The 17375-nt window shown below is 69.8% G+C and carries 16 protein-coding genes; 11 read left to right on the forward strand and 5 right to left on the reverse strand.

Going from position 1 to position 17375, the window contains the following annotated elements:
- Window positions 1–63: 63 nt before the first annotated feature.
- Entirely contained in the window at window positions 64–1425 is a 1362-nt protein-coding gene (locus KBO27_RS06880) for a S28 family serine protease (RefSeq protein WP_210969078.1), read from the forward strand.
- On the opposite strand, the gene KBO27_RS06885 is transcribed toward KBO27_RS06880, so the two are convergent.
- On the reverse strand, window positions 1413–2519 hold the full coding sequence (locus tag KBO27_RS06885; RefSeq protein WP_210969079.1) for an acyltransferase family protein: 1107 nt from the start codon (window positions 2517–2519) through the stop codon (window positions 1413–1415). The genes KBO27_RS06880 and KBO27_RS06885 overlap by 13 nt on opposite strands.
- Before the next feature lie 67 nt (window positions 2520–2586).
- Entirely contained in the window at window positions 2587–3408 is an 822-nt protein-coding gene (locus tag KBO27_RS06890) for an SAM-dependent methyltransferase (RefSeq protein WP_210969080.1), read from the reverse strand.
- 379 nt (window positions 3409–3787) lie between these two features.
- Between KBO27_RS06890 and KBO27_RS06895 the strand changes: the two genes are divergently transcribed.
- The 5 genes from KBO27_RS06895 (at window position 3788) to KBO27_RS06915 (ending at window position 7729) form a co-directional block, all read left to right on the forward strand.
- A complete protein-coding gene (locus KBO27_RS06895) occupies window positions 3788–5125 on the forward strand; it encodes an ATP-binding protein (protein ID WP_210969081.1) in 1338 nt (445 codons plus the stop codon).
- Window positions 5126–5192: 67 nt separating this feature from the next.
- Complete coding sequence (locus KBO27_RS06900) at window positions 5193–5597, forward strand: roadblock/LC7 domain-containing protein (RefSeq protein WP_132679291.1); 405 nt, start codon at window positions 5193–5195, stop codon at window positions 5595–5597.
- A complete protein-coding gene (locus KBO27_RS06905; RefSeq protein ID WP_132679289.1) occupies window positions 5594–5953 on the forward strand; it encodes a DUF742 domain-containing protein in 360 nt (119 codons plus the stop codon). Before KBO27_RS06900 ends, KBO27_RS06905 begins: the two co-directional genes overlap by 4 nt.
- 10 nt (window positions 5954–5963) lie before the next feature.
- Complete coding sequence (locus tag KBO27_RS06910; protein ID WP_246536373.1) at window positions 5964–6527, forward strand: GTP-binding protein; 564 nt, start codon at window positions 5964–5966, stop codon at window positions 6525–6527.
- 11 nt (window positions 6528–6538) lie between these two features.
- On the forward strand, window positions 6539–7729 hold the full coding sequence (locus KBO27_RS06915) for a cytochrome P450 (protein WP_307870269.1): 1191 nt from the start codon (window positions 6539–6541) through the stop codon (window positions 7727–7729).
- Between the two features lie 111 nt (window positions 7730–7840).
- Here the strand turns inward: KBO27_RS06915 and KBO27_RS06920 are convergent, their stop codons facing one another.
- Together KBO27_RS06920 and KBO27_RS06925 are read right to left on the reverse strand one after the other, a co-directional pair.
- Complete coding sequence (locus tag KBO27_RS06920; protein ID WP_210969084.1) at window positions 7841–8524, reverse strand: response regulator; 684 nt, start codon at window positions 8522–8524, stop codon at window positions 7841–7843.
- Window positions 8521–10083, reverse strand: coding sequence for a sensor histidine kinase (locus KBO27_RS06925; RefSeq protein WP_372448829.1), 1563 nt, complete (start codon window positions 10081–10083; stop codon window positions 8521–8523). The genes KBO27_RS06920 and KBO27_RS06925 overlap by 4 nt, the downstream gene beginning before the upstream one ends.
- Window positions 10084–10374: 291 nt before the next feature.
- Here KBO27_RS06925 and KBO27_RS06930 point away from each other — a divergent pair, with 291 nt between their 5' ends.
- The 5 genes from KBO27_RS06930 (at window position 10375) to KBO27_RS06950 (ending at window position 14842) form a co-directional block, all read left to right on the forward strand.
- A complete protein-coding gene (locus KBO27_RS06930) occupies window positions 10375–11361 on the forward strand; it encodes a Bug family tripartite tricarboxylate transporter substrate binding protein (RefSeq protein WP_210969085.1) in 987 nt (328 codons plus the stop codon).
- Complete coding sequence (locus KBO27_RS06935; RefSeq protein WP_132678898.1) at window positions 11358–11894, forward strand: tripartite tricarboxylate transporter TctB family protein; 537 nt, start codon at window positions 11358–11360, stop codon at window positions 11892–11894. The genes KBO27_RS06930 and KBO27_RS06935 overlap by 4 nt, the downstream gene beginning before the upstream one ends.
- A 3-nt stretch (window positions 11895–11897) precedes the next feature.
- The gene (locus tag KBO27_RS06940) at window positions 11898–13424 is read left to right on the forward strand and encodes a tripartite tricarboxylate transporter permease (protein WP_210969086.1); all 1527 of its coding nucleotides are present in this window, start codon (window positions 11898–11900) and stop codon (window positions 13422–13424) included.
- A gap of 236 nt (window positions 13425–13660) precedes the next feature.
- Window positions 13661–14422: a MerR family transcriptional regulator gene (locus KBO27_RS06945; RefSeq protein WP_210969087.1), complete on the forward strand. Its 762-nt coding sequence runs from the start codon at window positions 13661–13663 to the stop codon at window positions 14420–14422.
- Window positions 14423–14647: 225 nt separating this feature from the next.
- Window positions 14648–14842, forward strand: a complete 195-nt coding sequence (locus tag KBO27_RS06950) for a DUF397 domain-containing protein (RefSeq protein ID WP_210969088.1) — start codon at window positions 14648–14650, stop codon at window positions 14840–14842.
- Window positions 14843–14897: 55 nt separating this feature from the next.
- Here the strand turns inward: KBO27_RS06950 and KBO27_RS06955 are convergent, their stop codons facing one another.
- Complete coding sequence (locus KBO27_RS06955; RefSeq protein ID WP_307870270.1) at window positions 14898–17312, reverse strand: Tex family protein; 2415 nt, start codon at window positions 17310–17312, stop codon at window positions 14898–14900.
- Window positions 17313–17375 lie beyond the last annotated feature (63 nt).

The following is a 17375-nucleotide window of genomic DNA, read 5'->3' on the forward strand; positions in this document are numbered from 1 at the left end:
GCTTCCCGGTGATCCGCTCGGCTGGCTAGATTGCTCCGATCGTCGTGCTCACCGGGAGGTCGGATGAACTGGCGCGGATGGGGAACCATCGCCGCGGCTTGCGCGTTGGTGCTGGTCGGGATGCCTGCGGGAGCCGCACCGCCGGACGACCTCGCGCAGCGGCTGGAGGATCTGCCGGGCATGACGGTGGTCGGGGAGCGGCCCACCGAGCCGGGTTTCCGGTTGTTCGACCTGACCTTCACCCAGCCGGCCGATCACCGGCACCCGGACGCCGGTTCCTTCGAGCAGCGCCTCACCCTGCTGCACCGCGACCTCAGTCGGCCCACGGTCCTCTACACCACCGGCTACGGCCTCCCGGCCAGCGCCAACCGCACCGAGCCGACGCAGCTCGTCGACGGCAACCAGGTGAACCTGGAGCACCGCTTCTTCACCCCGTCGCGCCCGGAACCCGCCGACTGGAACGATCTCGACATCTGGCAGGCCGCCACCGATGAGCACGAGGTCATCTCGGCGCTGCGCGGGATCTACGACCGGCAGTGGATCACCACCGGTGCGAGCAAGGGCGGCATGACCGCGGTCTACCACCGCCACTTCTACCCGGACGACGTGGACGGAACCGTTGCGTACGTCGCACCGAACGATGCGGACAACGATCGCGACGCCTACGACCGGTTCCTCTCTTCGGTCGGTACCGATCCAGCCTGCCGGGAGGCGCTGACCGCCGTTCAGCGCGAGGCCCTGATCCGCAGGCCCGAGATGATCGCCAGGTTCCAGTCCTTCGCCGACTCGCAGGGGATGACCTTCGACCGGATCATCGGTGACATCGATCGCGGCCTGGAGCTGGTCGTGCTCGACGCGCCGTGGAGCTTCTGGCAGTACCGCGGTCAGCAGGACTGCGGGCAGGTCCCGGCGCCCACCGCGAGCACCGACGAGATCTACCGGTTCCTGGACGAGACCGTCGAGTTCGCCTTCTACACCGATCAGGGCATGGAGCCCTACACGCCGTACTACTACCAGGCGGGAACCCAGCTGGGCTGGCCCGGCGTCTCCGACGAGCCGCTGGCCGACCTGCTGCACCACCGCGAGCTCAGCCGGCCGCGCAACCTGGTGCCCCGGGACATCCCGATGGAGTTCGAGCCGGGCGTGATGCGCGAGGTCGACACCTGGGTCCGCGGCCGGGGCTCGGAGCTGATGTTCGTCAACGGCCAGAACGACCCGTGGAGCGCCGAGCCCTTCGAGCCGGGCCGCCACGACTCGCACTCCTACCTGGTGCCGGGCGCCAACCACGGCGCCAAGATCGCCGGACTGCCCGCCGACCAGCGCGCCGAGGCCGAGGCCACCGTCCGCCGCTGGGCGGGGGTCGACGTCCCGGCGCTGCGCAGCACCCGCATCGACCACCAGCAGCTGGAGCGTCACCCGCTCTGACGCGCGGCCGTCCGGTCGTAGACGCGCATCAGGAAGTCGTGGGCCGGGCGTTCGACCGCTCTGGTCAGCGCCCAGCCCACGGCCGTGCCGGTGACCAGCATCGCCAGCGTCTGCAGCAGCGGCGGAACGCCGTTGGTGTCCAGGTAGTGCAGCAGGACGTAGCCGATGGTCTGGTGGCTGAGGAACACGCCGTAGGAGATCCCGGCGAACCAGGTCACACCGCGCGCGAGCGTCGGCGGCAGCTTCCAGTCCGGGCCGCACGCCACCAGGGTCAGCACCAGCAGTCCGGCCCACACGCCGAGGGTGGAGCCCCAGTCGCAGTCGAGCTGCCCGTCGGGCAGGCGGATGTAGTTGTGCATGGCCTGGGCGAACATGCAGCTCGCCAGCAGCAGCGCGAAGTGCCGGCGCGAGAGGCGCCCGGTGGAGACCATCCAGATCGCCACCCCGGCCACGAACAGGTGCCAGCGGTGCGCGCCGAAACCGTCCACGAGCATCCGGTAGGTCTCCGGTGCTCCGGAGATGCGGATGTGCCACTGCGCGAGCGGCAGCAGCACCGCCGTCCACAGCACCCAGCGGATCTTGTTGCCGTGGCCCAGTTTGGTGGCGTAGAGCACCGCGGCGAAGCTGAATCCCAGCAGCTGCAGCGGGACCGTCCAATGTGAACCGTCCAGGAAGGCGTAGACGGCAGGCTTCCAGTTCCACAGCATCAGCAGGTGCCCGACCAGGTCCCGCCCGTTCGGTTCCACCCAGCTGGGCGGGCGCAGGAAGCGCAGGACCAGCCAGATCAGCAGCACCGAGCCGACGAAGGGCGGCAGGAGGCGCGCCATCCGCTTCCACCAGTACCGCCGCAGGCTGCCGCGCCCGATGGTGGCCGCCGCGAAGTAGGCCGAGATCACCAGTAGCAGGCTCGCGCCGACCTGGTACGGGAAGAACAGCGTGCGCGGGGAGAGCTCGGGATGGGTCACGCGGCTCATGTGGGTCGCGTGGTAGATCATCACCAGCACCACGCACCCGGTGCGCACGGCGTCCCAGCTGACTTTCCGGGTGCTCCGCTGCGGGGCGGCGCCCGCGCGCGGAGCGGTCAGTTCGTGCACGCTCGCTACCTCAAGGTCGGTCCGTCCGGAATCTCAGCTGGTAGAAGTGTGATTCTGGGCGAACAGTCTAGATGGCTGAGCTGTTCGGGTGAGGTGGGGGCGTGGGTGCGGTGCGGGCCAGCAGCGCGAAGCTCAGCGGCTCGGGCGTGCGCAGGTCGGCGTCGCCCGGTTCGGGCCGCCAGTCGGCGACCGGCACTGCTCCCGGATCCAACAGCTCTGCGTCCCCGAGGAAGGACAGCACGGTGGCGCGGTCGCGCATGGCCGGGGGCGGGCAGTCGGGCAGGACGGTGAGGATGTCGTGCGCCGGTGCGGGCGCGAACTCGTCGGTGAAGTGCGACAGCGCCAGCAGCGAGCCGGGGGCCAGCGCGTCGGTGTAGTGGCGGATGACCTCGGCCGGCTGGTGGTGCTCGCCGAACTGGTGCAGCACGCCGAGCATGAGCACGGCCGCCGGTTGGTCGAAGTCCAGCAGCCGCCGCGTCTCCTCGGCGGCCAGGACGGATTCCGGATCGCGGACGTCGGCGTGCACCATCGCCGCGGTCTCGCTCCCGGTGAGCAGCAGCTTGCCCTGGGTGGCGGCGATCTGCTCGTTGTCGACGTAGACCACCCGCGCGGTGGGGTCGGCCTCGGCGGCGATCTCGTGCGGGCTGCCGGCGATGGGGATGCCCGAGCCGAGGTCCAGGAACTGCCGGATGCCCTGGTCGAGGCAGGCGCGCATCATGCGCCGCAGGCAGTTGCGCGCGGCCAGGGCCTCCAGCCTGGCGTAGGGCGCCTTGGCGAGGATGCGCCGAGCCAGCGCGCGGTCGGCGGCGAAGTTGCTGCCGCCGCCGAGCATGTAGTCGTGCACACGAGCGTCGCTCGGACGGTCCAGGTCGAGGGTCCTGGTGATCATCGGTCGGTCCGCCAATGTGTCTGCGAGTGACTTTGCTGCTGCGTAGCGTAGTGATCAGAGCCCGCCCTGATCAGGTGAAAAATCCGCAGCGTAGTGACGCAGCGTCACCTCTATGGAGTAGTGCGAAAGATCTGCGAATGGCGGCGTTCGAGTTCCGGGGCCGAGTGAAAAAGCATCTCCACTTTTGTGAAAAAACCGAAAAAACTACGCGCGTAACCGGCGGGGTCGGCTCCGGATGAAGATCGAATGAGGAGCTGGTTGCCACAGTGAGGCAAGAATCACCCAAAAGAGAGTCATCGGCTGTATGCTCTCCGTTACTATCTGCGTCGCGTACCAACGTGCCCAAAGCGAGCCCGCATCCGGCGATGAGGAACCGTTGATGTCGACCGACACCCAGCTGCAACCGCGCGGAGAGTTCCCCTACCGGATTCCGGCTGTCGTCGCGTTCGTGCTCACCCTCATCATCTCCGGCGCGATCTTCCTCTGGGCCGTCCTCCAAGTCCCCGCGGGCGCGGGATCGGTCACCGTGATCGGCGCGCTGCTCGTCCTCGCGCTGTCGGTCGCCGTCGCCGGAACCGTTCGCGGCGTGCAGATGACCCGGCACTACCGCCTCGCCGCGGCGAGCATGAACAGCGACATGGTGCGGCTGGCCGGCGAGGCCCTGCCCGGCGTGGCCCGGCAGCTGCGCGCCGGAGCCACCGCCGAGGAGGCGGTCAAGGAGCACAAGCAGGACTTCAGCGTCCCCCACCGGCGCGTCATCAAGGCCATGACCAAAGAACTGGCCACCAGCGAGAAGATGCGCGCCGCCGCGCTGTCGACGTGCGCCAACGCCGCGGGCCGCGTGCAAGCGCTGGCCACCGGGATGCTCGCCGACCTCCGCGAGATGGAGGGCAAGCACGATTCCGAGGACGTCCTCGCCGACCTGCTCAAGCTCGACCACAGCACCGCGCAGGCCGGCCGGCTCGCCGACAGCATCGCGGTGCTCACCGGAGCGCGCAGCGGCAGGCGCTGGACCAAGCCGATCGTGATGGAGAGCGTCCTGCGCGGCGCGATGGGCCGGATCAGCTCCTACCAGCGAATCCGGTTGCACTCCACCAGCACCGTCGCCGTCGTCGGCTACGCGGCCGAGGGCGTGATGCACGCGCTGGCCGAGATCATGGACAACGCCACCAAGTTCTCGCCGCCCACCGAGGAGGTGCACGTCTACGTCGAAGAAGTGCACAGCGGTGTGGTCGTCACCGTCGAGGACAGCGGACTGGCGATGAGTGACACCGCGCTGGCCCGCGCGGAGCAGGCGGTGTCCGAGACCCCGCTGGACCTCGCCGAGATCTCCGGCAGCCGACTCGGCCTGGCCGTGGTCGGCTGCCTGGCCCGCAAGCACGAGCTGTCGGTGTCCTTCCGCGCTTCGGCGCGCGGCGGGACCGGCGTGGTCCTGATGATCCCGCAGAAGCTGATCACCCAGCCGCGCCAGGATGCCGAGCCCCCCGCGGAGGAGCCGGCCAAGCCGACCCTCGACGCCTACGCCGACACCGAGACCGAATCGACCGAACCCGGCGAGCTCCCCAAGCGACGCCGGGGACGAACCCTCGCCTCAGTGCGCTCGGCCCCCGCCCCCAGGCAGGCCGAGGGCAAGCGGTCGGACGCGGGCGCGCGCTTCGGCGCGTTCTCCAAGTCCCGCCGCGACGACCCGTCCACTTCGGACGAACAACCCCGATGATGCCCCCGAAGACCGCGATTGGAGGTGTGGGACAGCGGGTCACCCCGCCCGTCGTCCCGCAACCGCGATGACCATCGACACCCGCGAGCTCGACTGGATGCTGGAGAACCTGCTGCAGAACACTCCCGGCAGCAGACACGCGCTGGTGCTGTCCAAGGACGGCCTCAAGCTCTGCCACACCGCCGGGTTGAGCGCCGACCAGGCCGACCAGCTCTCGGCCATCGCCTCGGGGATCCAGAGCCTGTCCTACGGCGCGTCGGTGGAGTTCGGCGACGGCAGCGGGGGAGTGCGCCAGTCCATGACCGAGTTCTACGGCGGCGTCCTGTGCATCGTCGAGGCCGGGTTCGGCGCGCACCTGGCGGTGCTGGCCTCCGACGAGACCGACGTGGGCATCGTCGGCCACAACATGAACGAGCTCGTCGAGCAGATCGGCGAGCACCTGCGGAGTCCGAACCGGGTCGAGGTCTCATGACCAGGCGGCTGCTCGACGACGAGAACCCGGACCGGCTCTACATCGTCACCGGCGGCCGCACCCGTCCCGCCGACGACGCCTTCGACTCGGTGACCCTCGTGGTCGCCGAGGGCGAGGCGACCCCGGGCATGCAGTCGGAGCACGCCGCCATCCTGCGTCTCAGCCGCGAACCGATCGCGGTGGTCGAGCTCTCCGCCGAGCTCCGGCTCCCGGTGAGCGTCGTGCGCATCCTGCTCGGTGATCTCCACGCGATGGGCAAGATCACCGCACGGCACCCCTCCGCCCGGCGCGACCCGTCGGAGATCCCGACTCCCGATTTCCTCAAGCAGGTGCTCGTTGGACTTCGCAACATCTGACCGAATCCCGTTGCGGCGCACCGCGTCCGACGGTCTGAAGATCGTCATCATCGGCGGCTTCGCGGTCGGCAAGACCACCATGGTCCGCTCGGTCAGCGAGATCCGGCCGCTGAACACCGAGGAGACCATGACCACCGCCAGCGTCGGCGTGGACTCCACCGCCGGTGTGGGCGCCAAGACCACCACGACGGTGGCCTTCGACTTCGGCCGCATCACGCTCAACGAGCGGATGGTGCTGTACCTGTTCGGCGCTCCCGGGCAGGAGCGGTTCTGGTTCATCTGGGACCAGCTGTTCAGCGGCTGCCTCGGCGCGGTCGTGCTGGTGGACTCCCGCCGCATCGCCGACTGCTGGTACGCCATCGACCGGCTGGAGGAGCAGCGGACCCCGTTCGTGGTGGCGCGCAACAACTTCGGAGTTCCCAAGCACGGGCTGGAGCAGGTCCGCGACGCGCTGGACCTGCCCGACGAGGTGCCGATGCTCGACTGCGACGCCCGGGACCGGGAGTCCAGCAAGGAGGTGCTGGTGCGACTGGTGGAGCACCTGCACGAGATGTCGCTGGCCCGGGGCCTGTGATGGACCCGCACGTGAGCACGACCCCCTTCTACGGCGCGCGTTTCCACCGCGACCCGGGCGTGGTGTACCGGCAGCTGCGGCGCGACCACGGCCCGGTGGCGCCCGTGCAGCTGGAGGGCGGCGTCCCGGCCTGGTGCGTGCTCGGCTACCGCGAACTGCACTACGTGGTGGGCAATCCCGAGCTGTTCGGCCGTGACCCGCGGCGCTGGAACCGCTGGCACATCGTCCCGGAGAACTGGTCGCTGCGCGCCTACGTCGAACCCCGGCCGTCGGCGCTGCTGGCCGACGTCGAGGAGCACCGCACCCGCGGCGCCGTCGTGCGCGACGCACTGGACACAGTGGACTCGTTCGAGCTCTCCGCTGCGGTGGAGCGGATCTGCGACACGCTGATCGACCGGTTCGCCGGTCGCGGCTTCGCCGACCTCGTCGTGGAGTACACCCACCAGATCCCGCTGCTGGCGATGGCCAAGATCTACGGGCTCGCCGACGACGAGGCACCGATGCTCACCCACGACGTCGCGCTGTCCGGGCAGGAGGGCGAGGAAGCGGTGCGCGCGCACGAGCGCACGGTCGCCCGCATGCTGCGGCTGGTCCGCGAGCGCCGCGCGAGGCCGACCGGCGACCTGGTGTCGCACCTGGTGAAGCACCCGATCGGCCTCACCGAGGACGAGATCGCCGCGGACCTGTTCATCACCCTCGGCAAGGCGCACCTGACCACATCGGACTGGATGGGCAACGCGCTGCGCCTGATGCTCACCGAACCCCGCTTCGCGGTCGACCTCGCGGGCGGGCGCAGCAGCGTCGGGCACGCGCTCAACGAGGTCCTGTGGGAGGACACCCCGATCCAGAACCACGTGGGCCGCTGGGCGACCCAGGACATCCAGCTCGGCGGGAAACCCATCCGGGAGGGAGATCTGCTAGTCCTGGGCCTGGCGGCGGCCAACGCCGATCCGCAGGTCCGGCCGCACGGGCACGAGGGCGCCACCGGCAACCACGCGCACCTGTCGTTCAGCCACGGCGAGTACGGCTGCCCCTACCCGGCCCAGGAGATCGCCCGGACCATCACCACCACGGGCATCGAGGTCCTCCTCGACCGCCTCCCGGACACGAACCTGGGCGTCCACCCGGAAGACCTCACCTGGCGCCCCTCAGTCCTGATGCGAGGCCTCACCTCCCTCCCCGTGACCTTCTCACCGCACTAGGGCTTTTCACCATGCGGCGGAGCCGCATTCTCCTTTTCACCACTCCGGCAGCTGGCACCGCTCAGGTTCCGCTACCCGCACCGCCAAGCAATGTGGTCATCCACCATTCTTCTAAAGCCAGCGGTAGCGGCGTTCCGGGCGGCCTGTCCCCCCGTAGCGGAGGCGGACTTCGGCGCGGCCGGACTCGACGAAGTGCTCGAGGTACTTGCGGGCGCTGACCCGGGAGATCTCGGTGGCGTCGGCGCACTCGGTGGCGGAGAGGTCGCCGCCGGCGGCGGAGCGCTCGCGGAGGATGTTCTCGACCACGCGCGAGGTTTCGGAGGAGAGCCCCTTCGGCGGCGTGGCGCTCCGGGTGCGGGTGCCGAAGAGGCGGTCGACGTCCTGCTGGGCGGTGGGCGCGTCGCCGGGGAGGTCGGCGAGGGTGCGGTGCAGCGAGCGGAAGCTCTCCAGGCGTTCCCGCAGGGCCTCGTAGCTGAACGGTTTGATCAGGTAGTGCAGCGCGCCGCCGTGGATCGCGCCCCGGACGGTGTCCAGGTCGCGCGCAGCGGTGATCACGATGACGTCCGGGTCGGCGGACGGACGCCCGCGCAGCTGGCGCAGCACCGACATGCCGTCGATGTCGGGCAGGTAGATGTCCAGCAGCACCAGGTCCGGGCGCAGCTCGTCGGCGGCGACGACCGCGTCGGCCCCGGTGTGCGCGACGCCGACGACCTCGAAGCCCTCCACCCGCGAGACGTACCCGCTGTGGACCTTGGCGACCATGAAGTCGTCGTCGACCACCAGAACTCTGATCATGCTCCCTCCCACGGCAGCCGCGCGGTGAACACCGCGCCGTCGGCGTTGTGCACCTCCACCGATCCGCCGCGCCTGCGGCAGATCTGCCTGGTCAGCGCCAGGCCCAGCCCGCGCTCACCACCGCGTGCGGCCTTGGTGGTGAAGCCGTGCCGGAACACCTCCTCGACGATCTCCGGAGCCACGCCCGGACCGGAATCGCGCACCACGACGGTGATCTCGTCGCTCTGCCGCAGCTCCACCTCGATCCACGCGTCGCGCGTGGACTCCAGCGCGTCGAGGGCGTTGTCGATGAAGTTGCCGAGCACGGTCACCACGTCGGCGGACAGCTCCTCGTCGATCTCGCCGAGGAACCCGCCCTCGTTGAGCCGCAGCCCCACGCCGCGCTCGGCGGCCAGGCTCGACTTGGCGATCAGCAGCGCGGCGGTGGCCGGATCCTGCACGCGGGCGGTGACCTCGGCGTGCCACTGCTCGCTGTGGTGGCTGATGCGCTGCACGTAGCGCTGCAGCTCGTCGTACTCTCCGAGCTCCACCAGCCCGGAGATGGTGTGCAGGCGGTTGGAGAACTCGTGGGCCTGGGCGCGCAGCGTGTCGGTGGTGTCGCGGTGGACGGCGAGCTCGCGCTGCAGGTCGACCAGTTCGGTGCGGTCGCGCATGGTCACCACCGCGCCGACGGTGGAGATCGGCATCCGGTTGAGCACCACGACCCGGCCCTTGCGCAGCACGATCTGGTCCACGCCGTCGGACCGCCCGGTGAGCACGTCGCGGGCGCGGTCGCCGAGCGCGAGGGAGTCGATGTCGTGGCCGAGGCAGTCCTGCGGCAGCGACAGCAGGCGCAGCGCCTGGTCGTTGACCAGCGTGATCCGGTTCTGCTCGTCGACGCCGACCACGCCTTCGCGGATCCCGTGCAGCAGCGCTTCGCGGTGCTCGACGAGCCGGGTGATCTCCTGCGGCTCCAGCCCCAACGTCTGGCGCTTGACCCGCCGGGCCAGCAGCACCGACCCTGCGATGCCCAGGAACGCGGCGAAGGCCAGCAGGGCGAGGGGGTTCTCCGGGGCTTCGCGCAGCCCCTGCAGCAGATCGGGGGTGTTGCGGCCGGCGGCGACGACGCCGACGAGCCGCGCGTCGTTGGAGATGACCGGAACGTGCGCCACGAGCGTGTCGGTGCCGTCCGCGGAGACCTCGCCGACCCACGCCGAACCGCGCAGCACGCTCGACTCGCCCAGCGGCAGCGGCTGCCCGCGCTGCCCCGGATCGGGCGAGGTCAGCACCTTGCCGCGGGCGTCGGCGATGATCACCTGGTCGGCCCCGGACAGGCTGCGCGCGCTCTCGGCGAGGATCGGGAGCGCGTCCCTCCGGTAGGGGTCGGCCAGGCTCGCCCGGACGGTCTCGGTGGCCGCCAGGTCCTCGGCGACCGAGAGCATCTTGCGCCCCTCGCTGGCCCGGAACGCGACGTCGCTCTGGGCGACGGAGTACACGGCGACGGTGCCGAGCAGCACGAGGATGATCAGCAACTGCCAGCTCAGCAGCTGCCGGGACAAGCTCCCCTGCACACGCAACACCGCGCACCTCCTCGCCGGGAACGTTAACCGCTCGCAACCCCACCCCCGCACAGAACCTGCCCGAAACGCCCGTTCCTCCGGGCGCGGTGGGGAAGTGGATCAAGGTTCGGGAGGGCCGGGCTGGTGGCGGGGGGATTTCAGCGCGTTCTGCTCGATGTTCGTGTTCTTCACCCGGCCGGGTTACAGAAGTTCCGGAAGTGTCGTTACGTGCCTAAGCGAGACACGGCGACGTGCGGGCGTGCAGCATGAGCCAGCTCACGTTCCGACCACAATGGAGAGGCGGGATTGCCCGTGCGGCTACGCAGCGCGCTGGCTGCCATCGCAGCCGTGCTGCTGGTGCTCCTGGTGCCGCCACTGATCAGCACCAGCGGTGACAGCAGCGCCGAAGCACAGATCCGGGGCCTGCGAGTGCTGGTGCCCAACTCGCCCGGCGGCGGGTACGACATCACAGCCCGGACCGCGGTCAAGGCGATGGAAGACGCCGGCCTGCAGAGCAACACCGAGGTGTTCAACCTCCCCGGCGCCGGCGGCACCGTCGGCCTCGGACGCGTCGTCAACGAGCGCGGCAACGGCAAGCTCGCCATGTCGATGGGGTTGGGCGTGGTCGGCAGCGTCTACACCAACCACTCACCGGTGTCGTTGCAGGACACCACCCCGATCGCCAAGCTCGTCGAGGAATCCGACGTGATCGTGGTCGGCAAGGACTCGAAGTACCAGAACCTCGACCAGCTCATCGACGACTGGAAGGCCCGCCCCGGCGAGGTCCCGGTCGGCGGCGGTTCGTCCCCGGGCGGGCCGGACCACCTGGCGCCGATGCTCATGGCCAAGGCCATCGGCCTGGCCCCCAAGCAGGTCAACTACGTGCCCTTCGACGGCGGTGGCGAGCTGCTCGCCTCGGTGCTCGGCGGCAAGGTGGCCTTCGGCGTCTCCGGCATCGGCGAGTACCGCGACCAGATCGAAGCCGGTGAACTGCGCGTGCTGGCGGTGACCGGTCCGGAGCGCCTGCCCGGCGTCGACGCGCCGACGCTGCTGGAGTCCGGTGTGGACGTCAACTTCACCAACTGGCGCGGCGTCGTCGCCCCTCCGGGGATGAACGAGCGCGACCGCGCCAAGCTCGTGTCCCTGTTCGAGCGCCTCAACGCGACCCCCGAGTGGAAGGAAGCGTTGCAGCGCAACGGCTGGACCGAGGCGTACCAGCCGGGGCCGCAGTTCGGTGAGTTCCTGGCGCAGGAGAACGACCGGGTGGCCACGGTGCTCAAGGAGTTGGGGCTGGCATGACCGAAACCGCGACCAAGACCCCCGAAACCGAAGGCACCAAGCGGAACTGGCTGCGCGAGCACTCCGAGCTGGGCATCTGCGTGCTGCTGGCGCTGCTGGGCGTGCTGGTGCTCTCCGACGCCGCGTCGATCTCGACCGACTTCACCCAGCGCGGACCCGTCGGGCCCAAGACCGTGCCGTTCCTCATCGGCGGCCTGCTGCTGCTCGTCTCGGTGCTGCTGGCCCGCGACGTGCTGCGCGGCGGGCACGGCGAGTCCGAAACCGGTGAGGACGTGGACCTCTCGGCGCCCAGCGACTGGCGGACCGTCCTGCTGCTGTCGGCGTCGTTCCTGGCCAACGCGGTGCTGATCAACGTCATCGGCTTCCCGCTGTCCGGGATGATCCTGTTCTGGGGCTGCGCGTACGCGCTGGGCAGCCGCAACGCGGTGCGGGATCCGCTGCTGGCGGCCGTGCTGTCGGTGGTGACCTACTTCGTGTTCAACAACCTGCTCGGTGTCCCCCTGCCCGGCGGCCCGCTGATGGGGGTGCTGTAACAGATGGAATCGCTGAACCTGCTGCTCGACGGTTTCGCCACCGCGCTGACTCCGATGAACCTGGTGTGGGCGGCGCTCGGCGTGCTGCTGGGCACCGCGATCGGCGTCCTGCCCGGCATCGGGCCGGCGATGGCGGTGGCGCTGCTGCTGCCCGTCACCTACGCGCTGGAGCCGACGAGCGCGTTCATCATGTTCGCCGGCATCTACTTCGGCGGCATGTTCGGCGGGTCGACGACGTCGATCCTGCTGAACACGCCGGGTGAGAGCTTCTCGGTGATCGCGGCGCTGGAGGGAAACCCGATGGCCCGCAAGGGTCGTGGCGCGCAGGCGCTCGCGACCGCGGCCGTCGGGCACTTCATCGGCGCGATCGTCGGTCTGACCCTGCTGGTGCTGCTGGCGCCGACCGTGGCCTCGCTGGCGGTGGACATCGGTGCGCCGGACTACCTGGCGATCACCGTGCTGGCGTTCATCGCGATCACCTCGGTGCTGGGCAAGTCCCGGATCCGCGGCTTCGCGTCGCTGCTGATCGGTTTGACGATCGGGATCATCGGCCTGGACGAGATGACCGGCCAGCAGCGGCTGACCTTCGGCCTGCTGCACCTGTCCGACGGCATCGACGTCGTCATCGTCGCGGTGGGCCTGTTCGCCATCGGCGAGTCTCTCTGGGTCGCCGCGCACCTGCGCCGCAGCAATGCCGCGCCGATCCCGGTCGGCCGTGCCCTGCTGTCCGGTTCGGACGTGCGGCGCACCTGGAAGCCGTGGCTGCGCGGCCCGTTCATCGGGTTCCCGTTCGGCGCGATTCCGGCCGGTGGCGCGGAGATCCCGACGTTCCTGTCCTATGTGGCCGAACGTCGGCTGTCCAAGCACCGCGAGGAGTTCGGCAAGGGCGCGATCGAGGGCGTGGCAGGTCCGGAGGCCGCGGCGAGCGCGTCGGCGGCGGGCACCATGGTCTCGATGCTGACGCTGGGCCTGCCGACCACGGCGGTGGCCGCGGTCATGCTGGCGGCCTTCCAGCAGTACGGCATCCAGCCCGGTCCGCTGCTGTTCGCGCGGGAGTCCGAGCTCGTCTGGGCGCTGATCGCGAGCATGTTCATCGGTTCGGTTCTGCTGCTGGTGCTGAACCTGCCGCTGGCGCCGGTCTGGGCGAAGCTGCTGCAGATCCCGCGGCCGTACCTGTACGCGGGCATCCTGTTCTTCGCCAGCGTCGGTGCGTACGCGGTCGGCGGTGAGCCGATGGACCTGCTGCTGCTGTTCGTGATCGGCCTGATCGGCTTCGCCATGCGCCGCTACGGCCTGCCGGTCCTGCCCGCGATCATCGCGGTGATCCTCGGACCGACGTCGGAGCAGCAGATGCGCCGGGCGCTGCAGATCAGCGACGGGAGCCTCAGCGGCCTGGTCAACACGCCGTTCTCGATCACGGTCTACTGCATCGTCGCGGTGATCCTCGTCTGGCCCTTGCTGGCTCGCCTCCTGCCCAAGCGCGAGGCGAACCTCCAGGAACCCCAGGAGGGGGAGAAGGTGGACGTCTAACCCCCGAAGACGCCACCTCCTTCGTGGCCCGGTCGAACGCGAGCGTTCGGCCGGGCCACTTCGTGATTCGCTGCTGGAACGCGGTATCGAGCGCTCGGTTCCCGTTCGGCCGCACAACCCCCGGGAGACCCGCGACGACGAACGACCGCCGCAGCGGAATTCTTCCGCTGTGCGACCGAATGTGCGCAGGGCACGGGCATCGGCGAGCCTTGCGCGGAGTTACTACACTGTGCGAGGTGGTGGACTATCGGATCGACGACCTCGCCCGGACCGCGGGAACGACGGTGCGCAACGTGCGCGTCTACCAGGACCGCGATCTCCTGCCACCGCCGCGCAAGGAGGGGCGCACGGCGATCTACTCCGATGCGCACCTGACCCGGCTCAAGCTCATCATCAGCATGCTGGAGCGCGGGTACGCGTTCGCCCAGATCAAGGAGATGCTCGGCGCCTGGGAGTCCGGCCGCAGCCTCGGTGAGGTGCTCGGTCTGGAGGAAGCCGTCGCCGACCGAACCTGGGCGATGGAGGAACCGCGATCGGTGACCCTGGGGGAGCTGCACAAGAAGTTCGGCTCGCAGATCACCCCGAGCGCGATCAAGCGCGTCATCGCCCTGGGGATCCTGGAGCGGCGCGGACGCGGCTTCGTCACCACGAGCCCGCTGCTCTACGACGCCGCCGCGGAGATGGTGGCCCTCGGCATTCCGCTCGATGAAACGCTGACGATCGCCGAGGACATGCTGAGGAAGGTCGACGGGCTCGGCGACGACCTCGCCGACCTGGTCCGCAGGCACGTCGTCACGCGCGTGTCGACCGTGGAGGAGGCGACGCCCTTCTACAGCGACGTCATCGACCGGCTCCGGCCGCTGGTGTTCAACGCGCTGCAGGCCGCGGCGATCCGTTCCGCTGAACGGCTGATCCCCGCCGTCGTCGGCGAGCGCATGGCCGATGTCATGGCCCAGGGCAGCGTCCCGGAGGGCAGCCGGGAGGCGGCGAAGAGCTGAGCGGCCCGGATGCCGCTCGCACCCCCGTTCTCCGCTCGAGCGTGGACGTAGTCCGCGTCACAAGATCGGTTCAGTTCGCGGTCCTGACGGCTCTCGGTGTCGTTCGGCCCCGAGGAAGTGGCGGTATGGCGGAACCCGACGTCTACCCTTCTTGGACTGGTGATCGGTCCGTGTGAGACAACGGATTTTGGTCGCGATCCTCGATGAGCTGGAAGGCGCGAGAACATGACAGCGAACCCGGCCGGTTGGCGAGCTTCGTCGCGGTCTCAGAACGTGAGTTCCCGCGTCGAGGTCGGTACTTCGAGATTCGGTGTTGCGGTGCGGAGTTCGGCGCACCGCCTGGACGACCACCTCACCGCTTCGGCCGAGCAGTGGAGATCGTTCGTGATGGCGGTCAAGGCCGGGCGTTTCGACCGGTGACGTGCGAAGGGGCCCCTCCGAAGCGATTCGGAGGGGCCCCTTCGAGAACTCGGCGTCAGTTCTTGCCGAAACCCGCCTTGCGCAGGGCATCTGCCATCGCGCCGCTGGGGGCGTCGTTGCGCTGACGGCCTCCGCCACCGCGGTTCTGCTTGCCGCCGCCGTTGCGGTTGCCACCGCCACCGCCACCGCCGCCGCGGTTGCCGCCTCCGCCGTTCCCGCCGCCGTTGCGCGGGGCGTTGCCCCGGCCGCCGCCGTTGCGCGCCCCCTGCTCGGCGCGCTCGGGCTTGCCGCCCTTGCCCGGCTCGTCGTCGAGCCGCAGCGTCAGCGAGATCCGCTTGCGCGGGATGTCGACGTCGAGGACCTTGACGCGGACGATGTCGCCGGACTTGACCACGTCGTGCGGGTCGTTGACGAAGTTCTTCGACATCGCCGAGACGTGCACCAGACCGTCCTGGTGCACACCGACGTCCACGAACGCGCCGAAGGCGGCGACGTTGGTGACCACGCCCTCCAGCGTCATGCCCTGCTGGAGGTCGGCGATCTTCTCCACGCCCTCGGCGAAGGTCGCGGTCTTGAACTCCGGACGCGGGTCGCGGCCCGGCTTGTCGAGCTCGGAGAGGATGTCGCTGACCGTCGGCAGACCGAACTGCTCGTCCACGAAGTCCTGCGGGCTCAGCTGTCCCAGCATCTTCGCGTTGCCGATCAGCCCGTCGATCTCGCTCTGGGTGCGCTCCAGGATCCGGTGCACGACCGGGTAGGCCTCGGGGTGCACCGCGGAGGAGTCCAGCGGGTCGTCGCCGTCGGGGATCCGCAGGAAGCCGGCGCACTGCTCGAACGCCTTCGGACCCAGGCGGGCCACGTCCTTGAGCGCCTTGCGGTTGCGGAACGGGCCGTTGCCGTCGCGGTGACCGACGATGTTCTCCGCGAGGGTCTCGCTGATGCCGGAAACCCGGGTCAGCAGCGGAGCCGACGCGGTGTTGACGTCCACGCCGACGGCGTTCACGCAGTCCTCGACCACCGCGTCCAGCGAGCGCGACAGCTTCGACTCCGAGACGTCGTGCTGGTACTGGCCGACGCCGATCGACTTCGGGTCGATCTTGACCAGCTCGGCCAGCGGGTCCTGCAGCCGGCGGGCGATCGAGACCGCGCCGCGCAGCGACACGTCCATGTCCGGCAGTTCCCGCGAGGCGTAGGCGGAGGCCGAGTAGACCGACGCGCCCGCCTCGGAGACCGAGACCTTGCTGAGCCCCAGCTCCGGGTGCTTGCCGATCAGCTCACCGGCCAGCTTGTCGGTCTCGCGCGAGGCGGTGCCGTTGCCGATGGCGATCAGGTCGACGTCGTGCTGCTGGGCGAGGGCGGCCAGCTTGGCCAGCGCCTGGTCCCACTGCCGCTGCGGCTGGTGCGGGAAGATCGTGTCGGTGGCCACGACCTTGCCGGTGCCGTCGACGATCGCGACCTTGACGCCGGTGCGGTAGCCCGGGTCCAGGCCCATCGTGGCGCGGGAACCGGCCGGGGCGGCCAGCAGCAGGTCGCGCAGGTTCGCCGCGAACACCCGCACCGCCTCGTCCTCGGCGTGCTGGCGCAGCCGCAGCCGCAGGTCCACGCTCAGCCGGGTCAGGATCCGCGTGCGCCAGGCCCAGCGGACCACGTCGGACAGCCACTTGTCGGCCGGGCGGCCCTGCGCGGAGATGGTGAACTGCTGGGCGATCCGCAGCTCGTAGGAGGTCGGGCCCTCGACCGGCGTGCCGTCGTCGGGCTCCAGCGAGAGCTCCAGCGCGTCCTCGTTCTCACCGCGGAACAGCGCCAGGATGCGGTGCGAGGGCAGCGCGGTGAAGGGCTCGTCGAAGTCGAAGTAGTCGGCGAACTTCGCGCCTTCCTCCTCCTTGCCCTCGCGGACCTTGGAGACGACCCGGCCGCGGGTCCACACCTGCTCGCGCAGCTCACCGATCAGGTCGGCGTCCTCGGAGAAGCGCTCCACGAGGATCGAGCGGGCGCCGTCCAGCGCGGCCTGGGTGTCGGCGACGCCCTTGTCGGCGTCCACGAAACCCTCGGCGGTGGTCTGCGGATCGTTGCTCGGATCCGCCAGCAGCTGGTCGGCGAGGGGTTCCAGACCGGCCTCGATGGCGATCTGGGCCTTGGTGCGCCGCTTGGGCTTGTAGGGGAGGTAGATGTCCTCCAGCCGCGCCTTGGAATCGGCGGCGTTGATCTGGGTTTCGAGCTCGTCGCTGAGCTTGCCCTGCGAGCGGATCGACTCCAGCACCGTGGCGCGCCGCTCGTCGAGCTCGCGCAGGTAGCGCAGCCGTTCTTCGAGCGTGCGCAGCTGGGCGTCGTCGAGCGCCCCGGTCACTTCCTTCCGGTAGCGCGCGATGAAGGGCACGGTCGACCCGCCGTCGAGCAACTCGACAGCAGAGGCCACCTGGCCTTCGCGGACCCCGAGCTCCTCGGCGATCTTCTGATGAACAGTCGTCACGTTTCCTGGTTCCGCCTTCTCTGCGATCTTCGCCAGATCCGATCGAGCATTGTGCCCGAAGGG

Origin of the sequence: Saccharopolyspora endophytica (genome assembly GCF_018070075.1) — a bacterium.
GTDB lineage: Bacteria > Actinomycetota > Actinomycetes > Mycobacteriales > Pseudonocardiaceae > Saccharopolyspora > Saccharopolyspora endophytica.